Annotated in this window: 19 protein-coding genes; 15 read left to right on the forward strand and 4 right to left on the reverse strand. The window is 73.9% G+C overall.

From position 1 onward, the window contains the following. Positions 1-12: 12 nt before the first annotated feature. Positions 13-2,919, forward strand: coding sequence for an AfsR/SARP family transcriptional regulator (locus tag J3P38_RS09980; RefSeq protein ID WP_210503450.1), 2,907 nt, complete (start codon positions 13-15; stop codon positions 2,917-2,919). A gap of 17 nt (positions 2,920-2,936) precedes the next feature. Here the strand turns inward: J3P38_RS09980 and J3P38_RS09985 are convergent, their stop codons facing one another. Continuing rightward, positions 2,937-4,199 carry an ROK family protein gene (locus J3P38_RS09985; protein WP_210503451.1) on the reverse strand — a complete coding sequence of 421 codons (1,263 nt, stop codon included), beginning with the start codon at positions 4,197-4,199 and terminating at the stop codon, positions 2,937-2,939. An 89-nt stretch (positions 4,200-4,288) separates the two neighbouring features. Here J3P38_RS09985 and zwf point away from each other — a divergent pair, with 89 nt between their 5' ends. From zwf to J3P38_RS10050, 14 genes are all read left to right on the forward strand, one after another. Beyond that, positions 4,289-5,800 carry a glucose-6-phosphate dehydrogenase gene (gene zwf, locus J3P38_RS09990; protein WP_210503452.1) on the forward strand — a complete coding sequence of 504 codons (1,512 nt, stop codon included), beginning with the start codon at positions 4,289-4,291 and terminating at the stop codon, positions 5,798-5,800. After that, on the forward strand, positions 5,797-7,671 hold the full coding sequence (gene edd / locus J3P38_RS09995) for a phosphogluconate dehydratase (RefSeq protein ID WP_210439608.1): 1,875 nt from the start codon (positions 5,797-5,799) through the stop codon (positions 7,669-7,671). The genes zwf and edd overlap by 4 nt, the downstream gene beginning before the upstream one ends. Next, positions 7,655-8,293: a bifunctional 4-hydroxy-2-oxoglutarate aldolase/2-dehydro-3-deoxy-phosphogluconate aldolase gene (eda, locus tag J3P38_RS10000; RefSeq protein ID WP_246855656.1), complete on the forward strand. Its 639-nt coding sequence runs from the start codon at positions 7,655-7,657 to the stop codon at positions 8,291-8,293. Before edd ends, eda begins: the two co-directional genes overlap by 17 nt. A 148-nt stretch (positions 8,294-8,441) precedes the next feature. Then, entirely contained in the window at positions 8,442-9,173 is a 732-nt protein-coding gene (locus J3P38_RS10005; protein ID WP_210439609.1) for a hypothetical protein, read from the forward strand. Positions 9,174-9,306: 133 nt separating this feature from the next. Beyond that, positions 9,307-10,347: a glycosyltransferase family 2 protein gene (locus J3P38_RS17725; protein WP_210439610.1), complete on the forward strand. Its 1,041-nt coding sequence runs from the start codon at positions 9,307-9,309 to the stop codon at positions 10,345-10,347. Next, positions 10,344-12,536, forward strand: a complete 2,193-nt coding sequence (locus J3P38_RS18365; RefSeq protein ID WP_307807833.1) for a glycosyltransferase family 2 protein — start codon at positions 10,344-10,346, stop codon at positions 12,534-12,536. The genes J3P38_RS17725 and J3P38_RS18365 overlap by 4 nt, the downstream gene beginning before the upstream one ends. Next, positions 12,533-13,348 carry a polysaccharide deacetylase family protein gene (locus tag J3P38_RS10015; RefSeq protein WP_210439612.1) on the forward strand — a complete coding sequence of 272 codons (816 nt, stop codon included), beginning with the start codon at positions 12,533-12,535 and terminating at the stop codon, positions 13,346-13,348. The genes J3P38_RS18365 and J3P38_RS10015 overlap by 4 nt, the downstream gene beginning before the upstream one ends. Beyond that, the gene (locus tag J3P38_RS10020) at positions 13,345-14,415 is read left to right on the forward strand and encodes a GNAT family N-acetyltransferase (protein WP_210439613.1); all 1,071 of its coding nucleotides are present in this window, start codon (positions 13,345-13,347) and stop codon (positions 14,413-14,415) included. Before J3P38_RS10015 ends, J3P38_RS10020 begins: the two co-directional genes overlap by 4 nt. A gap of 112 nt (positions 14,416-14,527) precedes the next feature. Next, positions 14,528-16,771, forward strand: coding sequence for a phosphotransferase (locus tag J3P38_RS18370; protein WP_210503454.1), 2,244 nt, complete (start codon positions 14,528-14,530; stop codon positions 16,769-16,771). Then, positions 16,768-18,558, forward strand: a complete 1,791-nt coding sequence (locus J3P38_RS10030; RefSeq protein ID WP_210439615.1) for a hypothetical protein — start codon at positions 16,768-16,770, stop codon at positions 18,556-18,558. Before J3P38_RS18370 ends, J3P38_RS10030 begins: the two co-directional genes overlap by 4 nt. Then, on the forward strand, positions 18,555-18,941 hold the full coding sequence (locus J3P38_RS10035) for a hypothetical protein (protein ID WP_210439616.1): 387 nt from the start codon (positions 18,555-18,557) through the stop codon (positions 18,939-18,941). Before J3P38_RS10030 ends, J3P38_RS10035 begins: the two co-directional genes overlap by 4 nt. Then, positions 18,938-19,120, forward strand: coding sequence for a hypothetical protein (locus tag J3P38_RS10040; protein WP_210439617.1), 183 nt, complete (start codon positions 18,938-18,940; stop codon positions 19,118-19,120). Before J3P38_RS10035 ends, J3P38_RS10040 begins: the two co-directional genes overlap by 4 nt. Positions 19,121-19,197: 77 nt before the next feature. Then, complete coding sequence (locus J3P38_RS10045; RefSeq protein WP_210503455.1) at positions 19,198-20,067, forward strand: glycoside hydrolase family 16 protein; 870 nt, start codon at positions 19,198-19,200, stop codon at positions 20,065-20,067. A gap of 90 nt (positions 20,068-20,157) precedes the next feature. Then, positions 20,158-21,039, forward strand: a complete 882-nt coding sequence (locus J3P38_RS10050; RefSeq protein WP_210439619.1) for a hypothetical protein — start codon at positions 20,158-20,160, stop codon at positions 21,037-21,039. A 37-nt stretch (positions 21,040-21,076) separates the two neighbouring features. Here the strand turns inward: J3P38_RS10050 and J3P38_RS10055 are convergent, their stop codons facing one another. The 3 genes from J3P38_RS10055 to J3P38_RS10065 all read right to left on the reverse strand — a co-directional run bounded on the left by J3P38_RS10055 (position 21,077) and on the right by J3P38_RS10065 (position 25,550). Beyond that, positions 21,077-22,657: a peroxidase family protein gene (locus tag J3P38_RS10055; RefSeq protein ID WP_210503456.1), complete on the reverse strand. Its 1,581-nt coding sequence runs from the start codon at positions 22,655-22,657 to the stop codon at positions 21,077-21,079. 41 nt (positions 22,658-22,698) lie between these two features. Continuing rightward, complete coding sequence (locus J3P38_RS10060) at positions 22,699-23,313, reverse strand: hypothetical protein (protein WP_210503457.1); 615 nt, start codon at positions 23,311-23,313, stop codon at positions 22,699-22,701. A gap of 137 nt (positions 23,314-23,450) precedes the next feature. Next, a complete protein-coding gene (locus tag J3P38_RS10065; protein ID WP_210439622.1) occupies positions 23,451-25,550 on the reverse strand; it encodes an acyltransferase family protein in 2,100 nt (699 codons plus the stop codon). Positions 25,551-25,573: the final 23 nt, after the last annotated feature.

Here is a 25,573-nt window from a genome sequence, read left to right on the forward strand (position 1 = left end):
AGGGGGACGTACATGGCTCACACAGCCACAGGTGTGGAGTTCCGGGTGCTGGGGGCGCTCGAGGCGCACCTGGACGGGACGCCGGCGCGGGTCACCGCGGCGCTGCAGCGCGAGGTGCTCGCCCAGCTGCTCGCCGCGCAGGGACGCTGGGTCAGCGACGAGCTGCTCGTCGACTGCCTGTGGCCGGAGCACCCTCCGGAGGGCGCCCTGGACAACCTGCGCGCGCTGGTGTCCCGCCTGCGTGCACTGCTGGACCCCGGCAAGAGGGGCCTCATCGCCCGCGAGCCGGGCGGCTACCGCCTCTCCCGCGAGCGCGCGGTGGTCGACGACGCCGTGCTGGAGGAGGCGCTGGAGGGCGGATCCGCAGGACCCCGGTCCGCCGCGCAGCGGATCGACCTCCTCGAGCGCGCGCTGGCGACCTGGCGGGGTGAGCCGTACGCCGGACTCTCGGACCGCGGGCACGTCGCGGTCGAGCGTGCGCGACTGCTCGCGCTCCGCGAGGAGGTGCGCCTCCAGCGCCTCGCCGTCCTGCTCGACGCGGGGCGGACCTCGTCCGTGCTGCCGGAGCTGGAGCGGCTCACCGTCGAGGCGCCGACGCACGAGCGCGCGTGGGAGCTGCTGGCGCTGGCGCGCTACCGCGCCGGTGACCAGGTGGAGGCGCTGGCGACGCTGCGCCGGGCCCGCTCCCTGCTGCTGGACGACCACGGCCTCGACCCCGGACCCCGGCTGCGCCGGCTCGAGGCGGACATCCTGGCGCAGGACCCCGCCCTCGACCTCACCGCGCCGGACCTCCCCGCCTCGGATGTCACCGCCTCGGACCGCCCAGCGCCGGACCGCCCCGACGCGTCCTCGGTCGGCGCCCACGCGGTGTCCTCGCCGGACGGGACCGGAGGCGGCGCCGGCGCGCCGCCCTCGCCGGCCCTGCCTCGCCCGCTGACGTCGTTCGTGGGCCGTGACGGCGAGGTCGCCGAGCTGGCGGCGCTCCTCGCAGACCACCAGCTCGTCACCGTCGCCGGCGTCGGCGGCATCGGCAAGACGCGGCTCGCGATCGAGGTGGCCGCCCGGCACGGCGACGCGTACTTCGTCGACCTCGCCGCGGTCCGCGAGGCCGACCGGCTGGCCGACGCCGTGGCCGAGGCCCTCGGGGTGCTGCCGACGGGTGGTGAGGCCGGACTGCTGGCGGCCGTCGGCGGACGCGACCTCCTGCTCGTCCTGGACAACTGCGAGCACCTCGTCGGCGAGGTGGCGGCACTCGTGCAGCGCGTCCTCGGCGCGGGGGCCGGCCTGCGCGCGCTGGCGACCTCGCGCGTGCCGCTCGGCGTGGAGGGTGAGCGCGTGCTGAACCTCGCGCCCCTCGAGGCCGGCTCCGCGGGCGTGGACCTGTTCCTGCAGCGCGCCGGCACCGTCGGCGCCGAGACGTCCGGGCTGCGGGACGCCGCGCTCGTGGAACGCATCTGCCGGGGCCTCGACGGGGTCCCGCTCGCCCTCGAGCTGGCGGCGGCGCAGTGCCGCGTGCTGAGCGTCCACCAGGTCGCCGACGAGCTCGACGAGGGCTTCGAGCTGCTCACGACCCCGGCGGCCGAGCGCGGCGAGGGCCGCTCCCTCGAGACCGTCATGACGTGGAGCGTGGAGCGCCTGCGCCCCGACGTGCGGCTCGCCTTCGAGCAGTTCTCCGTCTTCGAGGGCGGCTTCGACCTCGCCGCCGCCCGCGCCGTGCACGGGAGGGGCGGCGTCGTCCACCTCCTCGTCGAGCTGCTCGACGCCGGCCTGATCGTGGTGACCGACCACCGCGAGGGGCGCCGCTACCGGCTCCTCGAGCCCCTCCGCGCGCTCGCCCGGCGGACGGCGAGCGAGGAGGTCCTCCGTGGGGCCCGTGACGCCCACGCCCGCTGGGTCGCCGACCTCGTGACGGCGGCCTCCGGGGAGCTCCGCGGCCAGCACGCCGCGGCCTGGTTCGAGCGCCTCGACACCGACCTCCCCAACGTCCGCGCGGGGCTGCGGCACCTCGTCGACACGGGCGCGTGCGACCTCGCGCGAGCCGTGGCCGGCGGCATGGGCTGGTTCTGGTACCGCCGCGGCCAGGTGGCCGAGGGTCTCGCGCGGTACGCCGAGGTGCTGGCCATGCCCGTCGCCGAGAACGACGTCGAGGCCAGGTGGGACCTCGGTCGGTGCCAGATCGGCGCCGGCATGCTCCACTACCTGTCGGGCGACGTCCCGGAGCTGCTCGCGCTGGGCACGGCGGCCGCCGCGTCCGCCACCGCTGCCGGCGACGCGCAGACCGCGGCGCTGAGCACCGCGTACCTCTCCTACTTCATGGCCTACTCCGGCGACCTCGCCGGCTCGCGGGAGGCAGGGGCGCAGGCGCGGAGCCTGGCCGGCTCGGCGCCCGACTGGGTGCTGGCCGAGGTCCTGATGGTCGAGGGCCAGCTGCTGCGCGCCATCGGCGACCACGAGGGCGCCGCCGACACGCTGCAGCGGGCCACCGCGATCGCCGACCAGCACCACCACGGGTGGGCGGTGGGCTCCACGCTGTGGATCGCCGCGAAGGTCGCGTGGGACAGGGGCCGCCCCGAGGAGGCGCTCGAGCACGCGACCCGCGCCGCCGTTCGGCAGCGCTCCGACGGCGACGTGACGTCCTGGCTGGTCTCCCTGCACGTGGCGGCCGGCTGTGCCGCTGCCTGCGGTCGAGCGGCCGAGGGCGCGAGGCTGCTCGGTGCGGTGCGGGCGCGCGCCGCCCAGGTCGGCTTCTCCCCCGAGGTGATGGACCCGCTCGACAGCCCGCGCACCGTGTCCGCGGTCCGTGACGGGCTGTCGCCCGACGAGCTGGAGCGCGAGACCGCGGCGGGAGCCGCGCTGGGGGATCGCGAGCTGCAGGACCTGCTGGGCTCGCTCGCGGGGGAGACGGCCGCCCTGTCCTGACCGCCGACGGGGCTGGCTCAGCCCCGGCGCGCCAGCGCCGCGTCGACGGCGGCCGGGGACAGCACCGACTCCAGCGCCAGGCGGACGCAGCCCACGAGGCCGGCCCGGTCGCCGTACGTCGCCGGCACGACCTGGAGGTCCCGCCCGGCCAGCGCGGTCGTGGCGCCGAAGAGCGCCTCGCGGAGGCCGGCGGAGAAGGTGTCGAAGGCGCCCGCCATGTCGCCGCCCACGACCACGACGCGGGGGTTGAGCACCGTGACGGTGGCGGCGAGCGCCTCGCCGATGTGCCGGCCGGACTCGCGGACGACGGCACGCGCCCGGCCGTCGCCACGGACGGCCCGCGCGACGAGGTCGCGGACGTGGTCGACCTCGGCGCCGGCGCCGCGCAGCCGCTCGACCAGCGCCCAGCCGCTCGCGACGGTCTCCAGGCAGCCGCTCTCCCCGCACCGGCACGTCAGTCCGGCGGCGGCCGGAACCTTGACGTGCCCGAGCTGGCCTGCGGCGTCGCGGTGCCCACGCACCAGCCGGCCGTCGGCGACGAGCCCGACGCCGATGCCGGTCGAGGCCTTGAGCACCAGCGCGTGGTCGCGCTCCAGCAGCGACGACCCGGCGTCGGCCGGGCGCGACACCGGCAGCTGCGAGAGCGCCATGACGTTGATGTCGCTGTCGAGGACGAGGGGCGCGGGCGTCACCTCGGCCAGGTGGGGACGCAGGGCCACGCCGTCCCACCCGGTGAGGGCCGGGGAGTCGACGCTCGTGCCCGCCACCGGGTCGACGGTGCCGGCCAGCGACATCCCCACCCCGCGCACGTCGTCGCCGGTGCGGCCGAGCTCGCCGAGCATGCGGTCGAGGTGGGCGACGACCACGGGCATCAGCACGTCCGGGCCCTGGCCCGCCTCCTGGTCGACGCTCACCGCGGCGAGCTCGCGCCCTCGCAGGTCGCACACGGCCAGCTGTGAGCGGCTGCGCCCGACCGCGACCGCGAGCACGAGGCCGGCGTCGCCGTTGAGGACGAGGGTGGTGGCGGGCCGTCCGCCGGTCGCCGACTCCTCGTCCCCCTCCAGCACGAGCTCCGCCCGCGCGAGCGCCGCGAGCCGGGCGTTCACCGCGGTGCGCGAGAGGCCGGTGACCCGCCCGAGGGCGCCGCGGGTGGTGGCGCGGCCGGAGCGGATGTGGGCCAGGACCTCCCCCGCCGTCGCGGGGGCGCCGGGGGCAGGCGGTGGGCCCGCGGGCGACGTGCTGGCCGCGGTGGGCTCGGTGATCGGCTCGCTGGTCGGCATGGTGACCGGCATTGTGGCACTCGCAGATATGTCTCGAAAAGTCCTAAGTTCGGTTGTCACGCTGCGGAAGTGTCCGTACGGTACGGCGCATGGACATCCACACCGCGGCCGCGCCCGACGGCCAGCCGGCCGTCCTCCCCGTGGACGCGTGCGACTTCACCGTCTTCGGCGGCACCGGCGACCTGGCGCTGCGCAAGCTGCTGCCCGCCCTCTACCTCCGCGACCGGGACGGCCAGCTGCCCGACGGCTTCCGCGTGATCGGCGTCTCGCGCGCGACGATCGACGACGACGGCTACCGGAGCCTCGTCGCCGACGCCCTCCACGAGCACGTGCTGCCGACGGACCTCGACCAGCACGTCGTCGACCGGCTGCTCGCCCGCCTGCACTACGTGACCCTCGACGTCGAGGACGTCACCGCCTGGCACCGGCTGCACGACCGCCTCAAGGACGGCGCCGCCAGCGAGGACGTGACCCGGGTGTTCTACCTCGCGGTCGCGCCGGGGCTGTTCGGGACCATCTGCGAGCGGCTCGACCAGGTCGGGCTGGCGACCGAGCACGCGCGGGTGGTGCTCGAGAAGCCGCTCGGCACCGACCTCGCGACGGCGCGTGCCGTCAACGAGGCCGTCGGCCGCGTCTTCGACGAGTCGAGCATCTTCCGCATCGACCACTACCTCGGCAAGGAGAGCGTCCAGAACCTCCTCGTCACCCGGTTCGCCAACACCTTCCTCGAGCCGCTGTGGAACAGCCGCTGGGTCGACCACGTGCAGATCACCGTCGCGGAGTCGATCGGCGTGGGGGAGCGCGGCTCCTACTACGACCGCTCCGGCGCGCTTCGCGACATGGTGCAGAACCACCTGCTCCAGCTGCTGTGCCTGGTGGCCATGGAGCCGCCGACCTACGTCGACCGCGAGACGGTGCGCGACGAGAAGCTCAAGGTCCTCCAGGCCCTGCGGCCGATGACCCCCGAGCTGGTGGACCGCGACACGGTCGCCGGTCAGTACGGCCCGGGCCTCTGCGCCGGCGAGCCCGTGCGGTCGTACGCCGACGAGGTGGGCCACCCGACCAGCACCGAGACCTTCGTGGCGCTGCGGACGGAGGTGCAGAACTGGCGGTGGGCCGGCGTCCCGTTCTACCTCCGCACCGGCAAGCGGCTGCCCGAGCGCGTCTCGGAGATCGTCGTCGTCTTCAAGGAGCCGCCGCACGCGATGTTCCCGCACAGCGAGGGGACGACCGAGGCCAACCGGCTGCACATCCGCGTCCAGCCCGACGAGGGAATGCGGCTGCACATGACGGCCAAGGAGCCCGGCCCCGGCGGGATCAGGCTGCGTCCGGTGTCGCTCGACCTCAGCTACGCCACCGCGTTCGGCGCGCGCTCGCCCGACGCCTACGAGCGGCTGCTGATGGACGTTGTGCGCGGCAACACCACGTTGTTCATGCGGCGCGACGAGGTCGAGGCCGCGTGGACGTGGGTGGCGCCGATCCTCGACCGCTGGTCGCAGCCCTCGCACACTCCCCGCCGGTACCCCGCCGGCACGCACGGCCCCGTCGCCGCCGCCACGCTGCTCGAGCGCGACGGCCGATCCTGGCAGGAGACAGAATGAGCCGCACCAGCGTGAACCCGGTCGTCGCCGAGGTCACCGAGCGCATCGCCCGCCGCAGCGCCGGCACCCGCGCCGCCTACCTCGCGCGGGTCGATGCCGCCCTCGACAAGGGTCCGGCCCGCGGGCGGCTGGCCTGCGCCAACCTCGCGCACGGCTTCGCCGCGGCCGAGGAGCCGATGAAGGCGGGCCTGCGGGCCGGTCGCAAGCCCAACGTGGCCATCGTGTCGTCCTACAACGACATGCTGTCGGCCCACCAGCCGTTCCGCGACGTGCCCGAGGTGCTCAAGAAGTCGATCGTGCGCGCCGGCGGCCTTGCCCAGTTCGCGGGCGGCGTGCCTGCCATGTGCGACGGCATCACCCAGGGCCGGGCCGGCATGGAGCTGTCGCTGTTCAGCCGCGACCTCATCGCGATGTCCACCGCGGTCGCGCTGTCCCACGACATGTTCGACGCCGCGATGATGCTCGGCGTCTGCGACAAGATCGTGCCCGGGCTGCTCATCGGGGCGCTGTCCTTCGGCCACCTGCCCACGATCTTCGTCCCGGCCGGGCCGATGACCTCGGGCCTGCCCAACGGCGAGAAGGCGCGCGTGCGCCAGCTCTACGCCGAGGGCAAGGTCGGTCGCGAGGAGCTGCTCGACGCCGAGGCGGCGTCGTACCACTCGAAGGGCACCTGCACGTTCTACGGCACCGCCAACAGCAACCAGATGCTGATGGAGGTCATGGGGCTGCACCTGCCCGACGCGACGTTCGTCAACCCCGGTACGCCGCTGCGCGCGGCCCTCGACCGCGCCGCGGGCGAGCGGGCCGTGGCCATCACCGCGTCGGGCGGCGAGCCCACGCCCGTCGGGCACCTCGTCGACGAGAGGGCGATCGTCAACGCGTGCGTCGCGCTGCTGGCCACCGGCGGGTCGACCAACCACACCATGCACCTCGTCGCGATGGCGGCCGCCGCCGGCATCACGCTCACGTGGGACGACCTGTCGGACCTCTCGGCGGCGGTCCCGCTGCTCACCCGGATCTACCCCAACGGCTCCGCCGACATCAACCACTTCGTGGCCGCCGGCGGCACGCCGTTCCTCGTGCACACGCTGCTGAAGCACGGCTACCTCCACGACGACGTGCTGACGGTCTCGGGCCGCGGGCTGTGGCGCCACACCCGCGAGGCGCGCCTCGACGGCGACGCGGTCGTCTGGGAGGAGGGACCGAAGTCCTCGCTCGACACCGACGTCCTGCGCCCGGCCGACGACCCGTTCGCCCCCGACGGCGGGCTGCGGATGCTGTCGGGACGGCTCGGCCGCGCGGTCGTGAAGACCTCGGCGGTGCGTCCCGAGCACCGCGTCGTCACGGCGCCGGCGATGGTCTTCGACGACCAGGCCGACTTCCTCGCCGCCTTCGCCGAGGGGCGCCTCGACGGCCGCGACCTCGTCGCCGTGGTGCGCTACCAGGGTCCGGCCGCCAACGGCATGCCCGAGCTGCACAAGCTGATGCCGGCGCTCGGGGTCCTGCAGGACCGCGGCCAGCGCGTCGCGGTCGTCACCGACGGGCGCATGTCCGGGGCCTCGGGCAAGGTGCCGGCGGCGATCCACGTGACGCCCGAGGCGGCGCTCGGCGGCCCGCTCGCACGGGTCCGGGACGGCGACCTCGTCACGGTGGACGCCGAGGCCGGCCTGCTCGAGGTGGACGTGCCCGACGCCGAGCTCGAGCACCGACCGGCGACCGGGCGCGCCCCGCACGACGTGGAGTGGGCAGGCACCGGGCGCGAGCTCTTCTCCGGCTTCCGGGCCATCGTCGGCACCGCGGAGACCGGCGCCAGCGTGATCCGTCCCCTGCCCGCCCCCACCCAGGAGGCCCCCGTTGTCCAGCCCGTCTGAGTCGCTGCTGTCGCTGGTGCCGGTGGTGCCGGTCGTCGTGATCGACGACGTCGCCCACGCCGTGCCCGTCGCCCGGGCGCTCGTGGCCGGCGGGCTGCCCGTCGTCGAGCTCACGCTGCGCACACCGGTGGCGCTGGACGCGATCGCGGCGATCGCCGCCGAGGTCCCCGACATCCTCGTCGGTGCCGGGACGGTGGTGTCGCCGAGCCAGGTCGAGCAGGCGGTCCAGGCCGGAGCCGGGTTCCTGGTCTCGCCCGGCTCGACGCCGAGCCTCCTCGCGGAGATGTCCGCGTGCGGGCTGCCGTTCCTGCCCGGCACGGCGACCGTCTCCGAGGCCATGGCCGTGCTGGAGGCCGGACGCACCGAGATGAAGTTCTTCCCCGCCGAGGCGTCCGGGGGCGCGGCGTACCTGAGGTCCCTCGCCTCGCCGCTCCCGGCGGCGAGGTTCTGCCCCACCGGCGGGATCACGGCGGTCACCGCCGCGTCGTACCTCGCGCTCCCGAACGTCGGATGCGTCGGCGGGTCCTGGCTGACGCCGGCCGACGCGCTGGCCGCCGGCGACTGGGACCGCGTCCGCGCCCTGGCGGCAGAGGCGGCGGCGCTGGGCACGTCCGGCTCCTGACGGGACCCGGGACAGGAGGTCCCCGGGGCCGTCGGCGCTCGCCCGTGGGGCGGTAGCGCCGCTCGCAGATCCCAAAAATGGGTGACAGCCTCGCCCCGGTCCTGTGCCTACGGTGGTCGCTCAGTTGGCGATTCCACGTGGGGAAAGCATGGGCGACGAGCGTCGAGAGGTCCCCGCGACCGTCCTGGCGGTCGTGGTAGGGCTGCTGGCGGGTGTGGGCGTGGGCGCCGTCGCGGTGCTGGCGTGGGTCGGCGGGATCGACCCGGAGGACCCGGCGCCTGCTGGCGACGAGTCCACCTTGACGGGTCTGGGCGGCCCCTTGGGCGATTCCGAGCCGACCGCCGACGTCCCGGCGGACTCCACGATGCAGCGCTGCGTCAGCGCCGCTCGCGCCCTCGAGGCGCCGCTCGAGGCCGCGGGGGCGGCACTCGAGCAGTGGGGCGTGCACATCCAGGCGATGAACGACCTCGTGGTCGGGGAGATCAACCTCCAGCAGGCGCGTGAGTTCTGGGACCGGACGAGGGTGGTCGCGCGACGCCGCGTCGACGACTACGACAGCGCCTGGACGGCGGTCCGGCAGGAGGGTGTGGACTGTCCATCGCCCCGCCTCGCGCCCCCCGATCCGGCCCTGCGGCCGTGCATCGGCCAGGTCGCGGCGCGGATCCGGGTCCTCGAGGCGGCTGCGACCTCGATCCGCATGTGGGACCACCACGTCCGGGACATGGAGATGCTGCGCAGGGGCACGCTGTCACCCGGCGAGGCCACCGCCATGTGGCTCGCCACGTGGCAACGCGGCGACCGGGGGTTGAACGCCTACCGCGAGGCTGCGCGCGACGAGCGGGCACACGACGGATGTCTCGAGGAGGCGACCTCGGGCTGACGGATGTGGGTCAACGTCATCGGATGGACCGGTGGTGGCCGTCGGGCGGAGTCCGCGGCGCCGTCGGGTCGAGAGCACTGGGTCGTCTCGACGGGGGCGCGACGCCCCTGTCGCACATGTGGGGTGGATTGACATGCAGCACGCGTACGAGTTCGGCAACAACTGTCACGACCAGGGTCGATCCCCGTTGCACGGGGATCGAGCCCGGCGAAATCTGAAGAACCCGCGCGTCAGCGTCGTGATCCCGACGCTGAACGAGGCGAAGAACCTGTCGGTGGTGCTGCCGCGGCTCCCCGAGGGACTGTTCGAGGTGCTGCTCGTAGACGGCGGCTCCACCGACGGCACCGTCGAGACGGCGCGCGAGCTGCGTCCCGACGTGCGCGTCGTCGAGCAGACCGGCCGGGGCAAGGGCAACGCGCTCTACACCGGCTTGGCCGCGGCGCGCGGCGACATCCTGGTCACCCTCGATGCGGACGGGTCAGCCGACCCGGCTGAGATCCCTCGGTTCGTGGCGGCGCTGGTCGCCGGGGCCGACGTGGCCAAGGGCTCCCGGTTCGCCCAGGGAGGGGGCAGCGCCGACATCACGCGCGCCAGGCGGCTCGGCAACCGGGCGCTGTGCATCCTCGTGAATCGGATCTACGGCACCTACTACACGGATCTCTGCTACGGCTACAACGCCTTCTGGGCCGACTGCCTGCCGGCGCTCTGCACCCCGAGGCCGTTGTACGCCGCCGACCCGGCCCTGGAGTCGCCCCTCGGTGAGGGGTTCGAGGTCGAGACGGTGCTCAACGTGCGGGCGGCCAAGGGGGCGCTGCGGGTGTGGGAGGTGCCCAGCTACGAGCTGCGCCGCATCCACGGCCAGAGCAACCTCAACGCCCTCCGCGACGGCATGCGGGTCGTCCGGACGATCTGGGGCGAGTGCCCCGCCATCTCCGCGCGCTACTCGCCGACCGCGGCCGCCCCGGCCGACGCCGTGGCAGGGACGCTGCCGGAGTCCGTGACCATCACGGCGGCCGAGGCTGCGATCCCCCTGCGCGAGCGGATGCCGCAGCTGTCGGCGTCGGGCGACGGCGTGACCGAGCTCGGGCGGCGTCCGCTCGAGGCGGGGACGGCCGACGTCCGGCCCGTGGCCGGTCGGAGCACCCCCAACGGGCACGGGTCGACGGACCGGTGACCGCTTCGGTCCTCCCCGGGTCTCTTCCGGTCACCGTCGTCGTCTGCGCCTACACCGAGCGGCGCTGGCACGACCTGACGGCGGCGATCGACGCCCTCGGCGCCCAGAGCCGTCCACCGGACCAGGTGGTCCTGGTCATCGACCATGACGAGTCGCTGCTGCGGCGCGCCCGGAGCACCTGGGAGCCGCACGTCGAGGTCGTCGGCAACCAAGCGTCCCGGGGTCTCTCCGGTGCTCGCAACACGGGGATCATGGCTGCCACCGGCGCGCTGATCGCCTTCCTCGACGACGACGCCACCCCCGCACTGGACTGGCTGGAGCACCTGACGGCGCCGTTCGCGGACCCGCGGGTGGTAGCGGTCGGAGGGGCGGCGACGCCCAGGTGGGACGGCGTACGTCCCCGGTGGTGGCCGGCGGAGTTCGACTGGGTGGTCGGGTGCACCTACCTGGGGATGCCGCCAGCCGGTGGGGAGGTCCGCAACGTCCACGGCGCCACGATGGCGTTCCGGGCCGAGGTCCTCGCCGAGGGCGAGTGCTTCTCGCCCCTCGTGGGGCGGATCGGGGCAGCGGCCACCGGCTGCGAGGAGACCGAGCTGTGCATCCGGATCCGACAGCGCCGTCCGGGCGCGCGCATCGTGTTCGAGCCGCGTGCCGTCGTGCACCACCGGGTCACCCGGGACCGCGCGCGGTTCGGCTACTTCGCTCGACGGACGTTCGCCGAGGGCCGGTCGAAGGCGACCGTCGCCGGCCTGGTCGGCCCTCGTGACGCGCTCAGCACCGAGCGCTCCTACGTGGCGAGAACCCTCCCTGCCGGTGTGGCCGCCGGGTTGGTCGCCACGCTCCGGCGCGGCGACGCCTTCGGCGCGGCACGTGCCGGGGCCATCGGCTTCGGCCTGGCGTCGACCGCGGCCGGCTACGCCATCGGCCACGCCGCCCGGCTGCGCCACCGGGTGCCCGCGACGGGCGGAAACCGCTCGAGGGACGACGGCTTCACCCCGGTGCGCCTGATGGAGGTCGAGCTGACGGACCCCTCACCGCCCCCGCCGGCGCCCGGGTACCGGCGGGCGCGCGTCCTGGTCCGGCGCGCGGGACGCCCCGTCGGCGCCGCGGACGTCGCCCTCCACGACGGCCGCATCAGCCCGGAGGACGACGCCCGGATCCGGGCCGAGCACGCGAGCACCGAGGCCACGTCGAGCCCGACGGGTGCGGCGCGGCGAGCGGCCGGCGGCCCCGGCGTGACGGTCGTGGTGGCGACCCACGACCGTCCCCGCCAGCTCCAGCAGTGCCTCGAGTCGCTGCTGGCGACGCGGTACCCGGACCTGCAGGTCATCGTCGTCGACAACGCGCCGAGCTCCTCCGCGACCGGCGACATGGTGCGCCGCGACTACCCGGAGGTGACGTACGTCCGCGAGGACGTGGCCGGCCTGGCGCGCGCCCACAACCGCGGGCTCGAGCACGTGTCCACCCCGGTGGTCGCCTTCACCGACGACGACGTCGTCGTCGACCGCGACTGGATCGGCAGCCTCGCCCAGCACTTCTCGTCCGAGCGGGTGGGCTGCGTGACCGGACTGATCTGGCCGGCGGAGCTCGAGACCCCGGGCCAGGCGATGATCGAGGCGCACGGTGGGTTCGGCAAGGGGTTCACGACCCGCGCGTTCAACCTCAACGGCTCACGTCCCGACGACCCGCTGTTCCCGTACACCGCGGGCGCCCTCGGATCGGGCGCCAACATGGCGTTCCGGACGGACGTGCTGCGCAGCCTAGGAGGCTTCGACCCGGCGCTGGGTGCCGGGAGCGCGGGCCGGGGAGGGGACGACCTCGCGGCCTTCCTCGACGTCATCGAGGCCGGCTACACGGTGGTCTACGAACCGTCGGCGATCGTCCACCATCACCATCGCCGCGCGCCGGGCGACGCCCGATCGCAGGCGCTCAACTACGGCATCGGCCTCGCGGCGTACCTGACCCGTGCCGTGGCGCGCCGGCCCTCGCGGCTGGTGACGTTCGCGCGGCTCGCTCCGCGCGGGCTGGTGCACCTGGTCGCGGCCTCCCCGGCGGACGGCCCGGCACGCGGTGCGCGGAGGCCGCACGCACTGCTGCCCTGGCAGCTCCTCGGCGTGGCCCGCGGGCCGTTCGACTACGCCCGCAGCGTCCGCGAGGCACGTCGCACCCCGTCGGGGACGGTGCGATGACGCGCGTCCCGGTCCTGATGTACCACAGCGTCGCGGGGCAGGCCTCCGCACGGTTCCGCCCCTGGGTCGTGCATCCCCGCCGGTTCGCGGCACACATGGAGCACCTGTCCCGTCACGGCTACCGCAGCCTGACGCTCAGCCAGCTCGAGGACCACCTTCGCCCGGGAGGACCGCCGATGCCCGACCGGCCGGTGGTGATCACCTTCGACGACGGCTTCGCTGACTTCCACTCCACGGCCCTGCCCGTGCTGGAGGCGCACCACCTGATGAGCACGTTGTACGTCGCGACGGGTTACCTGGGCGGGACCGCGCGCTGGCTGGCCCGCGAGCGGGAGCAGGGCCGTCCGATGCTCCACCCCGAGCAGCTGCACGACGTCGCCGACCGCGGGGTCGAGATCGGGGCGCACAGCCACACCCACCCCAGGCTCGACGAGCTGAGCGCGACCGAGGCCCGGGCGGAGATCCGACGCAGCAAGGACGTGCTCGAGCAGGAGCTGCAGCGGCCGGTCGCCACCTTCGCCTACCCCCACGGCTACTACAGCCGGCGGGTGCGCGATCAGGTGATCGAGGCGGGGTACACCTCGTCCACGGCCGTTCGGCACGCCATGTCCTCGACCGAGGACGACGTGTTCGCGCGGGCCCGCCTCATGGTGCTCGCCGACACCTCGACCGAAGAGCTCGAACGGCTCCTCCGCGGGGACGGGGTCCCGCAGGCCCCCTTCCGCCCGCGGCCGCGTACCGCCCTGTGGCGGACCGCCCGGCGCACCCGACGTGCGCTCACGCCGGCACGGAGAGGACCGCGGGCGGCATGACGGACACCCGGTCGACCCACCCGCTGACCCGCACCCGGCCCGCCTCCTCCCGGGACTGGCGCGAGCTGGTCGCGTCCGACCCCGACGCGCTGCCCACCCAGTCGCCGGAATGGATCGAGAGCCTGTGCGCCGGCGGTCGGTACGTCGACGCCAGCACGTGTCACGAGCTCCCGGACGGCCGCCGCGCGCTGCTCCCCCTGGTCCGCAGCGCGCGCCGCTCCGGCCGGGCGGCGACGCTCGACTCCATGCCGCCCAGCTGGGGTTTCGGCGGGCCGCTCGTCGAAGGCGGCGTCACCGCCGACGCCGTCGCGGCCGTGGTCGACGACCTCGTGGCTCGCCATCCGCTGCGCATCCACCTGCGTCCCAACCCCCTGCACGCCGACGTCTGGTCGGCCGCCATGGCCGCCCGACCGGGCGTCTCCGCCCGTCCCGCGTGCGCACACGTGCTGGACCTGAGCGGTGGCTTCGGCACCGTCTGGCAGCAGCGCTTCAAGGCAGCCACCCGCAGCCAGGTCCGCAAGGCCGAGCGGATGGGAGTGGTGGTGGAGACCGACACCGCGGGTCGCCTGCTGCCGGAGCTGCACGCCCTCCTGCGCACGTCGGTCGACAGGTGGGCCCGCCACCAGCACGAGCCGGCCCGACTCGCGCAGGCCCGGTTCGCGCGCCGGGACCCGCCGGCCAAGCTCCAGACGGTTGCCGCTCGCCTCGGTGCGTCCTGTCGGGTCTCGCTCGCCCGCCACGACGGTCGCCCGGTCGCTGCCATCCTGGTGCTCCAGGGACGCAACGCGCACTACACGCGGGGCGCGATGGACGAGGAGCTGGCTGCACAGACCCAGGCGAACCGGCTGCTGCACAAGGTGGCGATCGAGGCGGCCTGCGAGGCGGGGTGCCGGACGTACCACATGGGCGAGTCCGGCACCTCCGCCGGCCTGTCGCAGTTCAAGAGCCGGTTCGGGGCGGTGGCGCACCCGTACGATGAGTACGTGCTCGAGCGGGTCCCGCTGAGTCGTCTCGACCAGCTGGCCCGGACGAGCGTGAAACGTGTGCTGGGGGTCCGCGATGCCTGAGCGGCGACGAGGGCCGGTCACGGCGGGCGCCCGGACCGCGTCGAAGGGCGGGTGACCGGCGGTGTCCGTCGACGTCCGACCCCGGCGGCTCCGCTCCCGGCTGGGCGACCACGTGCGTCACCCCCTGCTGCGCAACGGCTACGCGCTGGTCCTCAACTCCGGCGCGACTGCCGTGCTGGGCATGGGGTACTGGGTGCTGGCCGCGAGGCGCTACACGGTCGAGGAGGTGGGGGTCGGCTCGGCCCTGGTGGCCGCCCTGACCCTGTTGTCGACGATCGCCCAGCTCAACCTGTCCAACGTCCTGGCCCGGTTCCTGCCCGCCGCAGGGCGGCACAGCGGTCGGATGATTCTGGCGTGCTGCCTGGCGACGGGCGCTGCGGCGGTGGCGGTGGGCTCGGTGTTCCTCGCCGGCAGCCGGTGGTGGGCACCGTCGCTGCCCCTAGGCGCGCACGGCCCGGGCCTCGACCTGTGGTTCGTGGCGGCCCTGGTGCTGTGGTGCCTGTTCGTGCTGCAGGACGGCGCGCTGTCCGGGCTCCGCCGCTCGGACTGGGTGCTGGCCAAGAACACCGCTCACGGGGTCCTCAAGGTGGTCGCCCTCGTGGTCCCCGCGATCGCGCTCTCGTCGTCCGGCGTCTTCCTTGCCTGGACGATCCCGGTGGTCCCGCTCATCGCTGTGGTGGGCCTCGTCATGGTCGTGCGCCTCGTCCCGGCCCACGTGGCGGGCACCGCGCACCTGGCGCCGAACGTCGCGCCCGGACAGGTCGTGCGGTTCGCCTCACTGGACTACGTCGTCGCGCTCGTGGGCACGGGCGCCACGAGCGCGCTGCCCCTCGTCGTGCTGGAGTTGTCCGGCGCGGCGGCCGCTGCGTACTTCACGCTCGCGTGGAGCATCTACTACGCGCTCTACCTCGTGAGCCGGAGCATGGCGACCTCCCTGCTGGTCGAGGGCGCGAGCGACACCGCCCGGCTGGACGAGTACAGCTGGCGGGCGATCGTGCACATCACGGGAATCCTGGTCCCCCTCGTGGCCGGGACGGTCCTGCTCGCTCCGGTGCTGATGCGAATGTTCGGACCCGACTACGCCGCCGAGGGGACCACCACGCTGCGGCTGCTCGCCCTCTCGGCGCTCCCGTCGGCGGTCATCGTCGTCTACAGCGCCGTGGAGCGCGTCCGGAGGCGGATGCTCCGACTGGTCCTGGTGACGGTCGCGGTCAACGCGACCGCGCTCGCGCTGATCTGGGTGCTCCTGCAGTCGCACGGGCTGCCCGGCCTCGGCCTGGCGTGGCTGGGCACGCAGTCGGTCGCCGCAGTCGCCCTGCTGAGCACCACGTTGGTCCCGATCTGGCTTCCCCGCCTCGACGGCCGGGCGGCGGCCCGGCTGGTCCAGGTGGCGAGCGCCGCCCGGGCAGCCGCCCGCCGGCGGGCACAGCGCCAGCTCCTGCAGCGGCGCTACCCCGGCGTGGCCGCCGCCCTCGGGCTCGAACCCGGCTGGCGCCTGCAGCGGGTGTTCTCGACCGTCGGCGACGTGGCCGTCGCCGAGGTGGGCGGCACGGTCCCCGAGGCCGTCCTCAAGCTGGCGCTGACTGACCGCGGGAGCGACGCGCTGCTGGACTCATGCCGTGCGGTGGACGCCCTCTCCGTGGACGCCCGGCTCGACGGCTGGGTGGCGCTGCTGCCCCGGACCCTCGCGGCCGGCCGCGACGGGGACGGCCGGGCGGTGCTGCTGGAGCGGTACGTCTCGGGCAGGGACGGTCGCGAGGTGATCGGCTCGGCGCCCGACGAGGCGCCGGTGGCGACCGTGATCGAGCAGGTGGAGGCGCTGCACCGGCTCACCGGCCGGACAGCGGTGGTCGACGCGCGACTGCAGCGGGCCTGGGTGGACGAGCCGGTGGAGGTGCTCGAGCGCTGGCTCGGCGCGACGGGGTCGGCAGAGGCCACCCGCGGCCTCCGGCAACGGTTGCGCGACGGGCTGCGGGGCCGGGCGGTGATGCTCGGCTGGACCCACGGCGACCTCGCGCCCGGCAACGTGGTCTTCGCGGCCGACGGCCGTCGGGTCACGGGCATCCTTGACTGGGAGAAGGCCCGCCCCGACGGGCTGGCCGACGTCGACACGGCACACCTCCTGCTGACTGTCCGGATGCTCCGGGAGGACCGTGAGCTCGGAGACCTGGTGTGCGACCTCGTACGACGACCGGGATCTGGCCGAGGCGTGCTCGGCGACCCCACACTGGTGCTGCTCGCCTGGTTGCACCACGTCACCGGCGTCATCACCAAGACCGAGCGCTGCTCTCCCGACGGCTTCTGGGCTGCACGCAACGTGCACCCGGTGCTCGCCCGGCTCAGGAGCGGCACGTGAGCGCCACGCTGAAGACCGAGGTCCGCCCCCCGGCCCTCGCCGTGGTCGGACGCCGCGTCCGCACGAGCGAGGCCGGATCGCTCGCGGAGCTCGGCGGCGTGGTCGGCTTGTGGCTCCTCGCGCTGGGACGGGTCGACCTCCGCGCGATGACGGACCTCGGGCTGCTCTCGGTGCTGCCCTGGACGGCGTGGGGCGCCGTCGTGCTGATGGCGTTCAGCTTCGCCCGGGCGCTCGCCCGGCCGACGTCGCCCGTCTGGTTGCTCACGACCTATCCCGTGGCCCTGTCGACCCTCGTCTTCTGCACCCCGCTGATCCTCTACGGGACGCCTAGGTACTCCTGGGCGTGGAAGCACGCCGGGATCGTGGACTACGTCTCCCGCCACGGGGCGGTGGACCAGCACATCGACGTGCTGCCCATCTATCACAGCTGGCCGGGGTTCTTCGCGGCCAACGCGATGCTCAGCGACCTGGCCGGGTTCGACACCAGCCTGCACTACGCCGCCTGGGCGGAGCTGTTCTTCAACCTCCTGGCGCTCGCGGCCGTCCTCGGCATCCTTCGTGCCCTCACGCCGGATCCCCGCACGACGGCGGTCGGTGGCTGGTTGTTCGTCCTGGGCAACTGGGTGGGTCAGGGGTACTTCTCGCCGCAGGGCATCAACTACGTGTGGTACCTGCTCGTGGTCGCCGTCCTGCTCCGGTGGTTCCCCGGCCGGTCCGCCGTCCCCTCCCCGCCTGAGCTGAGCGCGACCAGACGGGTGGGGCTGTGTGCCCTTGTCCTGTTGCTCCTCGTCAGCATCGCGAGCACCCACCAGCTCACGCCCGTGGTTACGATGCTGACGCTCGGCGCGCTGGCGCTGTTCCGGCGGACCAGCCTGCTGAGCCTGCCGTTCTTCCTGGGAGTGGTGGTCGCGGCGTGGGTGCTCTACGTCGCCGCGCCGTTCAGCCGAACGGCGCTCCGAGAGGCCCTCGGCGAGGTCGGGGCCGTCACCTCGAACCTCCAGAACACCCTGATCGGCTACGGAACCGCCAGCGACGGCCAGGTCCTGGTGTCGCTCGTCACGCGGGGGTTCACCGTCGCGTTCTGCCTGCTGGCAGGCTGCGGGATCCTCGCCTCGTGGCGGTCCCGGCGACGTTACGCCTCGGCGCTCGTGCTCGCCCTCGTGCCCTTCCTCATGGTGGCGTTCAGCACGTATGGCAACGAGATCGTGTTCCGGGCGTACCTGTTCGCGATGCCAGGCCTCGCCTTCTTCGCCGCCCTCCTGCTGTGGCCGCCGGGGACCTCGGCGTGGCGGCACCGGGCGGTTCTGGTGGGCCTCCTGTCGGTGTACCTGATGGGCGGGTCCGGGATCGCCCAGTTCGGCAACGACCGCCAGTACCACTTCACTCCCGAGGAGGTCGCCGCCGCCGAGTATGTCTACGACAACGCGCCGCCCGACACCCTGCTGATCGAGGGCTCGCGGAACTACCCCAGCCAGTTCCGCAACTACGAGCACTTCACCTACGTTCCGATCGCCCGGGAGGAGCCGCGCGACATCCAGCGGATCATCGAGAACCCCGTGGGGACGATGACGCGCTGGATGAGCGACACCGACACCTATCGGGCCTCGTACCTCATCATCACGCGGTCCCAGGTCGCCGCCACAACGGCGCGGGGCGAGATCCCGGGTGACGGGCTCCTCGCGATCGAGCAGGCGCTGAGGTCCTCGCCGCTGTTCCGGGTGGTCTTCGAGAACCGCGACGCCACCGTGTTCACGCTGGCCGCCGCACCCGAGGGCGGGAGCTCGTGAACCGCCTCGAGTCCTCGGCGACGGTCCGCGCGGCGGTGACCGTCGGCTCCGCAGTGGTGGCCGTCGCCGCCGTGATGGCGGACGTCGGTGCGCCGGCGCAGCCGATCCTCGTCCTCTGGTTCGTGCTGGTCTGCCCGGGGGCGGCGTTCGTCGGCCTGGTGCGCCTGCCGTCGCCGGGCTTCGCGTTCGCCCTGTCGGTCGCGACGAGCTGCGCCCTGGCGGCCGTCGTCGCCCAGGTGATGCTGTTCGCGGGGGTGTGGAGCCCGTTGGGGGGCCTGGTCGTCCTGGCGGAGCTCACGATCGTGGCGGCCGTTGCGGGCCTCGCGGTCGACCTGCGCGCTTCCCGGCTCACGGCCGCACCGGGGAGGGGGGAGCGCCGATGAGTGTGACACTCCCGCTGGTGTGCCTCATCGCCCTCCTCGGCCTGCTCGCGCTGATGCGGGCGCACCACCCGGGCGAGGTGAGGGACGCGGACCGGGCGCTCGCCGCGGTCGCGTCGGCTCAGGGCCTCGTCGTGCTCGTCCTGGCGCTCACCCAGGTGGTCGCGCTGACCCGGCCGTGACCGCTCGCGCGGTAATCTGGGTGCATGGGGCTCGCTCGCCCCGTCCCTGGAGTCCGACTGAGTGGAACTGATCTCTCGTGGCCACCCCGCACCGCCGTGTCACCACGGTCGTCGCCAGCCTCCTCCTCGCCACCGTGGGCGCCGCGACTCCCGCGACGGGGATGCCCGCCGAACCCGCCCGACCCGCCGTGGCACAGCCGCGCTCGTCGGCTGCGCAGCCCTTCGGCGTGCGGGGTGGATGGCGGCTGGTCTTCCGCGACGAGTTCCGCGGGACCCGCCTCGACCTCGACAAGTGGCGCCCCAACTGGCTCGCCGGCTCCGACCGGGTGATCACCAAGCCGGTCAACAGCGCCGAGCTGGCGGCGTACGACCCCCGACAGGTCCGGGTGGCGAAGGGGTCGCTGCGCCTGCGCGCGGTGCGCCGCGACACGACCGACAACCGCGGCAGGAGCTATCGCTACGCCTCCGGTCTGGTCGAGTCCTTCCACGACTACCAGTTCTCCTACGGGTACGCCGAGGCGCGGATCTTCCTCAAGGCCAACACCGATCCCTCGCTGGGCGACGTCGGTAGCTGTGGTCCGAACTGGCCCGCGTTCTGGCTCAACGGGAAGGACCATCCCGAGGACGGCGAGATCGACGTCATGGAGTGCCTCAGCGAGGACGACGTGGCGTGGCACTACCACTGGGGCGAGGGCAGCAACGGCGGCTACCCCGATCGCTGGAGCGGCCGCATGCCCGGCGGCGGGGGCTGGCACACGTTCGGGGTTAACTGGGAGCGTGACCGCCTGACCTTCTACTACGACGGTCGCAAGGTCGGCACCCAGAGGGCAGGCGTCACGGGCTCCCCCCACTACCTCATCCTCAACAACGGGCTCAGCGGCACTGCGATCAAGACGCCCTCCACCCTCAAGGTCGACTACGTGCGGGTCTGGAAGCCGACGCGGTAGAAGGCTCGCGTCTGCGACCATGTCGAGGCGGCGCGCAGCCCGCGCGCTGCGGCGACCACGGTCGGCGAGACGGTTGGAGGACTCCCTGTGGTGCCTGGTGCCGACGGCTCGTCGATCCGGCGGAGGCTGGAGCTCGGCCGGCTGCTGGTCGGCTCGCTGCTCGAGGTGGGGATCAAGGCCTACGGCGCGGGCGCGGCCCTGAGCGTCGCCGTCAGCGACGCCGAGACGGTCGGCGGCAAGAGCGAGGACGCCCTGGCCGCGGTGCCCAACCTGGTGGAGCGGTACCGCGCAGCTCAGTACGTGGTCGACCACCGGCAGGAGATCCAGGCCGCCCTCGACCACGTCAACCAGCACACGCCACCGCAGGAGGAGCTCGAGGACGCGGCGGAGCGGAGCTCCGAGACGCTCCGCGGCATCGACACGACGTACAGCGAGCTGCTCCAGGCCTGGGACACCCTCGACCGGTTCCCGCCGCGGCCGGACGAGGCGCTGGGGCACGTCCGCGACGCGTGGGGCGCGAAGCCGGACCTGGACTCCATCCGTGACCTCGCCGAGGCGGCCGGGCAGGTCGGTCCCTACGTCGACCAGGTCGACGTGCTGATCCCCGTGTACTCCGGCAGCCTGCTCCCCGTCGTGGACAACTTCGCGAGCGACGAGGTCGCGGCCACGCTCGGCGTGATGGCAGGGGTGCTCGCGCTGGCCTTCGTCGTCGGCCGGGCCGTCGGGTTCTGGGTCCGGAGGGGCCGGCCCGGGTTGGTCGCCCGCACGCTCCAGCGCTGGGGGGCGCGCACCTACCGGCGCTGGTACGTCCGCAACCTGCCGTACGCCCTCAGCCCGCCGCTCTACGCGGCGGCGCGCGAGCGCATCCAGCGCGACATCGTGGCGGACCCGCAGGAGGCGCTCGACCCCGAGACCCTCCGGGAGCTCGAGCTGTACTTCGCGCACAGGGCCGGCGACGACGCCGCAGGGTGAGCCGGGCGGCAGGTCAGGCGGCGGGTCAGGTGGCTGCTCAGGCGGCGCCCGCGAACCTCAGCAGGTCGACGAAGCCGAACTGGCCGGTGGCGGGGGCGATGGGGGGCGCGGGCTTCCACGCCGGGTCGAGGTAGAGGTACGAGGTCGGGTCGCGCTGCAGCAGGCCCACCAGGACCTCGGCGACGATCCTGCCGCCCACCGCGCCCAGCCGCTCGGCGTTGTTCGGCGGCAGCTCGGCCTCCTTGAGGACGTAGTACCAGAGCGGCGCCTCGCCACCCCACCCCGGGTCGTTGCTCAGGCCGAGGGCGGCGTTGGTGAGCACGGGTGCTCGCATGAGCCGTGCCACCTGCTGCCCCGACGGGAGCCCGACGGCCTTGCCGCGCAGGGAGTTGCGCACGGCGAGGTGGACCGTCGGGTCCGGAGGCGGCACGACGGGGGCGGGCAGCGTGGTGAGCGGGAGCGACAGCCTGGTGTCGATCCGGCGCGGCCGGCGCGCGGGGAAGGCCGGGTCGACGGGGAGGATGTGCTTCCACTCCACGACCAGGTCGGGCGGCACCGGGCGCCCGCCGTTGAGGTTGAACCCGCCGTCGGCGCCGAAGACCGGGACCCCGCCGCGATCGGACGTCGACTGGTTGATGACGTAGAAGGGCCGGATGAGGCTGTGGCCGAACCGGTACGCCGCGACGGCGAACTCGACCGGCATGAAGGGGCGGCCGTCCTTGTTCGTGGGCCGGTAGTAGGTCAGCGTGAGGACCGGCGGCCGGCCGGCGACCTCCCGGTACACCGTGCCGTTCGGGCCGACGAGGGCGTCGCCGACGAAGCGCGGCAGGAAGTCGTGCGTCACCGCCCACTGGTAGTGCCACCGGGTCAGCCGGCGGGCGGTCTCGAACACCCACTCGCGCCGGATCCCCTGCGCCCGGGCGTGGTCGACGAGCCGGTTGTGGAACCGCGCGACCGCCTGGTGGAGCTGGACGAGGATGAGGTTCTCGTCGTTGCGCCCCTCCGGGATGATCGCGCGGCCGTCGCCGCCCCGCGGCACGTCGGGGACGCCGTGGACGTTCGGTGTCACCAACAGCTTGTCCGGGTCGGCGGGGTCGTAGAACTGCGGTTCGAGTGCCGGGCCCCGGCCGTACACCGAGTCGAGGTCGTAGCGCGGCGTGCGGAAGTTGGTCGTCGCGTAGGGGTCCGCCTCCTGCTGCGCGAGCGGGGTGTTGTCGAAGGTGATGTCGTGGTCGATGAACTGTCCGATGAACGTGTAGCCGGCGAAGAGCCGCGGGTTCGTGTTGAGCAGGCTGTCGTCGGGGACCGTCTGGTCCTCGACCATCGACTCGCTGAGCCCGCGCAGCAGGTCGTCGCTCGGCGCGTACGGCGGGAGCTTCTTGAACATCATCCCGAACCGGCCCTCCGCGGTCCGGTTGCGGCTCGTGAGGTACATGCCGCGAAGCTCCACACCGTGGGGGACGTGTCCTGCCGGCGCCGCGCTCACGGCGGCGTGGGCCAGCGACCGTGCCCGGCCGACGAGCGCTCCGGCGGAGAGTCCCGCCGCGCCGGCGAGGAGGGCGCGCCGGGCCAGCCGCCCGTGCCCGTTCGACTCCGACCGACCATGCGCGAGGTCCATCGCTCCGGCTCCTTCCAGGTCCGACCGAGCAGTGTGGGGTGTCAGTCGACCGTCAGGTTGCCGCTGCGCAGCAGGCCGGCGCGGGCGTAGAAGACGGTGGCCGGGTCCAGCTCGGACGAGAGCGCGGTCCCGCTGGACAGCTTGATCGAGAAGAAGTCACCCGCCGAGGGGGCTCGATCGCTGTCGTTGTCCCGCACGACCACCTCGAAGCGGCACAGGGACCCGCTGGTCGTGCAAGCCGGCGCGAACCCGGCCGGAGCCGGGCCCGAGGACCGGTAGCGCCCCAGGAAGATCAGCTCGTTGCCTCCCGGAGGAGGCTCCTGGCCGATGCAGATCATCGACTCGAGCACCGGGTCGAGGGTGTCGACGGTGCCGTGGACGGAGAACCCGGACCCGAGCAGGTTCCGCCCGTGGTCGGTGTACGACAGCTGGATGCGCAGCCGCCCCGCCGACGGCTGCGGCCGGGTGCTCTTGGACGAGCGTTCACAGCTGAAGCTGAAGCCGAACGACGCGGCGCCGGCGAACAGCAGGCCGTCCGGCGGCAGCTGGCCGCCGCCGCGACCGGTGCACGCCGACAGCGTGGCCACGAGGATGCTGACGAGCCCGATCGCGACATGTCGCTGTCGCCGTCGTGGGCGCGTTGAGGCAAGCGTCATCACGAGTCCCTCCCCAGGGCTCCAGTGACGGGTCCGCCACCTGCTGCGGCGCCCGCCACTCACCGTTTGGACTGGTCTACACCAGGAGTGCGGCGTCGCGCCGTCCCCCAATTTGGCTAAAACGGCCGTCGTGTCGCTCAGTGCTGGCTCCGAGCGTGGGAGTGGCGTCGCTCGGGCACGGCGTCGATCAGCTGGGGCAGCAGCCACGGTGCGATCCAGCCCTGCACCCCGGAGGGGGTGAGGTGCAGACCGTCCGAGCGGACCTGGTAGCCGCCCGCGTCCCACGTGAAGCGGCCTTCGGGCGAGACCCGCCTGCCCAGGTCCACCACCTGGACTCCCGGGTGGTCGGCGGCGACGCTCCGCAGCAGCGCGTTCCACAGGGTCACGCGCTCGGGCTGGTCCTCCGGGTAGAGGCTGCCGTCGAGCTTCTCCCACCGTCGGTTGTACGGCTCGGTCGCGAGCAGCACGTGGGCTCCCCGAGCGCCCGCCACGTCGATGGCCAGGTCGAGCTCCGCCCGCAGGTGCGCGTCGAAGTCGGGCTGACCGATGTGGGTCCACCGGCCGTCGAGCACCCGGTCCATGGTCTCCCAGCGGCCGACGAGGATGAACGCGACGTCCGGGTCGTCGGCCGCGATCGCGGCCCGCCAGAGGTGCGGCCAGTCCCGGCACGCCGGCGCGAGCCCACGGTAGAGGCGGTCGCCGTAGCGGAAGGGGGCGGTCCGGGTGATCCCGCACCCCATCAGGGTGTGGTCGCGGACGTCGAGCTCCGGGTGGTCCGGGAGGTAGGTGACCAGGGTCCACGCCACCGAGTCGCCGAACACGTCGACCACCACGGGCTGTCCCGGGATCCTCGTGTGGAGCCTCGGTGGGGGCGGCCGCGACGTCGCCTTCTCGACGCGAGGCCTCCGACGGTCGTCGGGAGCCACGACCGCGCCCTGCTCCGCTCGTGCCAGGAACCGGTCCACGGCACGGCCGACGGGGACGTCCCCGGGGCCGGGCTGCAGCGGGTGCACCGCAGTCGAGAGCACGAGGGCCGCGGCGCCACCGGCGATGGCGGCGCCGGTCAGGCCCAGCGCGGCGAGCGGACGCCGGACCCTGACCCGGAGCCGGACGGGGCGTTCGACGAGCGTGTAGGACACGACCGCGAGCGCCAGGGTGAGCAGGCACCGCGTCGCGAAGAGTGGCAGGCCCTCGAGCCCGGTCCGGTCGGCGTTCGCCGCGAGGAAGACCGGCCAGTGCCACAGGTAGATGCCGTAGGAGATCCGGCCCAGGGCCGGCAGCGGTGGCAGGGAGAGCAGCCGGGCCGGGACCCCTGTCGGAATCAGCACCACGTGCGCGATCACGGCCGCGACGGCGAGCGCGATGCCGGCCATCGCCCCGCGGTAGAGCGCCTCGTCGGTGCCCGAGAGATGGGTCGAGGCCCACCCCAGGACGCCAGCCGCACCCGTCGCCGCCGCGCCGAGAGCCAACCGTCGGCCTCCGGCGACGGGGCGCGCCGCGTCGGGCGCTGGGGGCCTTCCGGGCAGTCCCGGGCGACCTGCCGTGCGGAGCGCCACGAGGCCGGCCAGCCCGGCCCCGATCAGGATGGCCCCACCCCGGGTGTCCGTCCCGTAGTACGCCCGCCCGGGGTCGTCCGGGCTGTAGACCAGCGCGAGGGCGATCGTGGACGTCACCGCACCTGCCGCGCACACCGCGACAAGCCAGGACAGGCGCTGCCGCACCCGCCGGTCCGCGCCGACGGGCCACGGCGCGCGGCCCGGGCGCGCGCCGTACAGCACGGCGTACACCACCACCGGCCACACGAGGTAGAACTGCTCCTCGATGCCGAGCGACCAGGTGTGCTCCAGGGGCGAGGGCGCCGCCGTGAGCGCGAAGTAGTCGCTGCCGCGGAAGATCATCCGCCAGTTGGCGACGTACAGGAGTGCCGCGACCCCGTCGCCTCGCAGCAGCCGGACCTCCTCCGGAGGGAGCATCGTGCGGGCGAGGACCGCCACGGTCGTGATCATCAGCACCAACGCCGGCAGCAACCGCCGTACGCGCCGGCCCCAGAAGGCGATGAGGTCGATGCGTCCCTCGTGGCGGGTCCACTCGGCGAGCAGGAGCGAGGTGATGAGGTAGCCCGACAGCACGAAGAAGGCGTCCACGCCGAGGAAGCCGCCGGTGGCTCCGGGCAGCCCGCCGTGGAACGCGAGCACCGCTCCGACCGCCAGGGCCCTGACGCCGTCCAGGGCGGGCACATGCCCCGCCGTGGCGCCCCCGC

The organism is Nocardioides xinjiangensis, from assembly GCF_017916455.1.
Classification (GTDB): Bacteria; Actinomycetota; Actinomycetes; order Propionibacteriales; family Nocardioidaceae; genus Nocardioides; species Nocardioides xinjiangensis.

What these genes read in the sequence shown, in the direction of transcription:
- J3P38_RS09980 (WP_210503450.1), top strand. Translation starts at nt 13, where the DNA reads ATGGCTCACACAGCCACAGGTGTGGAGTTCCGGGTGCTGGGGGCGCTC.
- J3P38_RS09985 (WP_210503451.1), bottom strand. Translation starts at nt 4,199, where the DNA reads ATGCCGACCAGCGAGCCGATCACCGAGCCCACCGCGGCCAGCACGTCG.
- zwf (WP_210503452.1), top strand. Translation starts at nt 4,289, where the DNA reads ATGGACATCCACACCGCGGCCGCGCCCGACGGCCAGCCGGCCGTCCTC.
- edd (WP_210439608.1), top strand. Translation starts at nt 5,797, where the DNA reads ATGAGCCGCACCAGCGTGAACCCGGTCGTCGCCGAGGTCACCGAGCGC.
- J3P38_RS10005 (WP_210439609.1), top strand. Translation starts at nt 8,442, where the DNA reads ATGGGCGACGAGCGTCGAGAGGTCCCCGCGACCGTCCTGGCGGTCGTG.
- J3P38_RS17725 (WP_210439610.1), top strand. Translation starts at nt 9,307, where the DNA reads ATGCAGCACGCGTACGAGTTCGGCAACAACTGTCACGACCAGGGTCGA.
- J3P38_RS10015 (WP_210439612.1), top strand. Translation starts at nt 12,533, where the DNA reads ATGACGCGCGTCCCGGTCCTGATGTACCACAGCGTCGCGGGGCAGGCC.
- J3P38_RS10020 (WP_210439613.1), top strand. Translation starts at nt 13,345, where the DNA reads ATGACGGACACCCGGTCGACCCACCCGCTGACCCGCACCCGGCCCGCC.
- J3P38_RS10040 (WP_210439617.1), top strand. Translation starts at nt 18,938, where the DNA reads ATGAGTGTGACACTCCCGCTGGTGTGCCTCATCGCCCTCCTCGGCCTG.
- J3P38_RS10055 (WP_210503456.1), bottom strand. Translation starts at nt 22,657, where the DNA reads ATGGACCTCGCGCATGGTCGGTCGGAGTCGAACGGGCACGGGCGGCTG.
- J3P38_RS10060 (WP_210503457.1), bottom strand. Translation starts at nt 23,313, where the DNA reads ATGACGCTTGCCTCAACGCGCCCACGACGGCGACAGCGACATGTCGCG.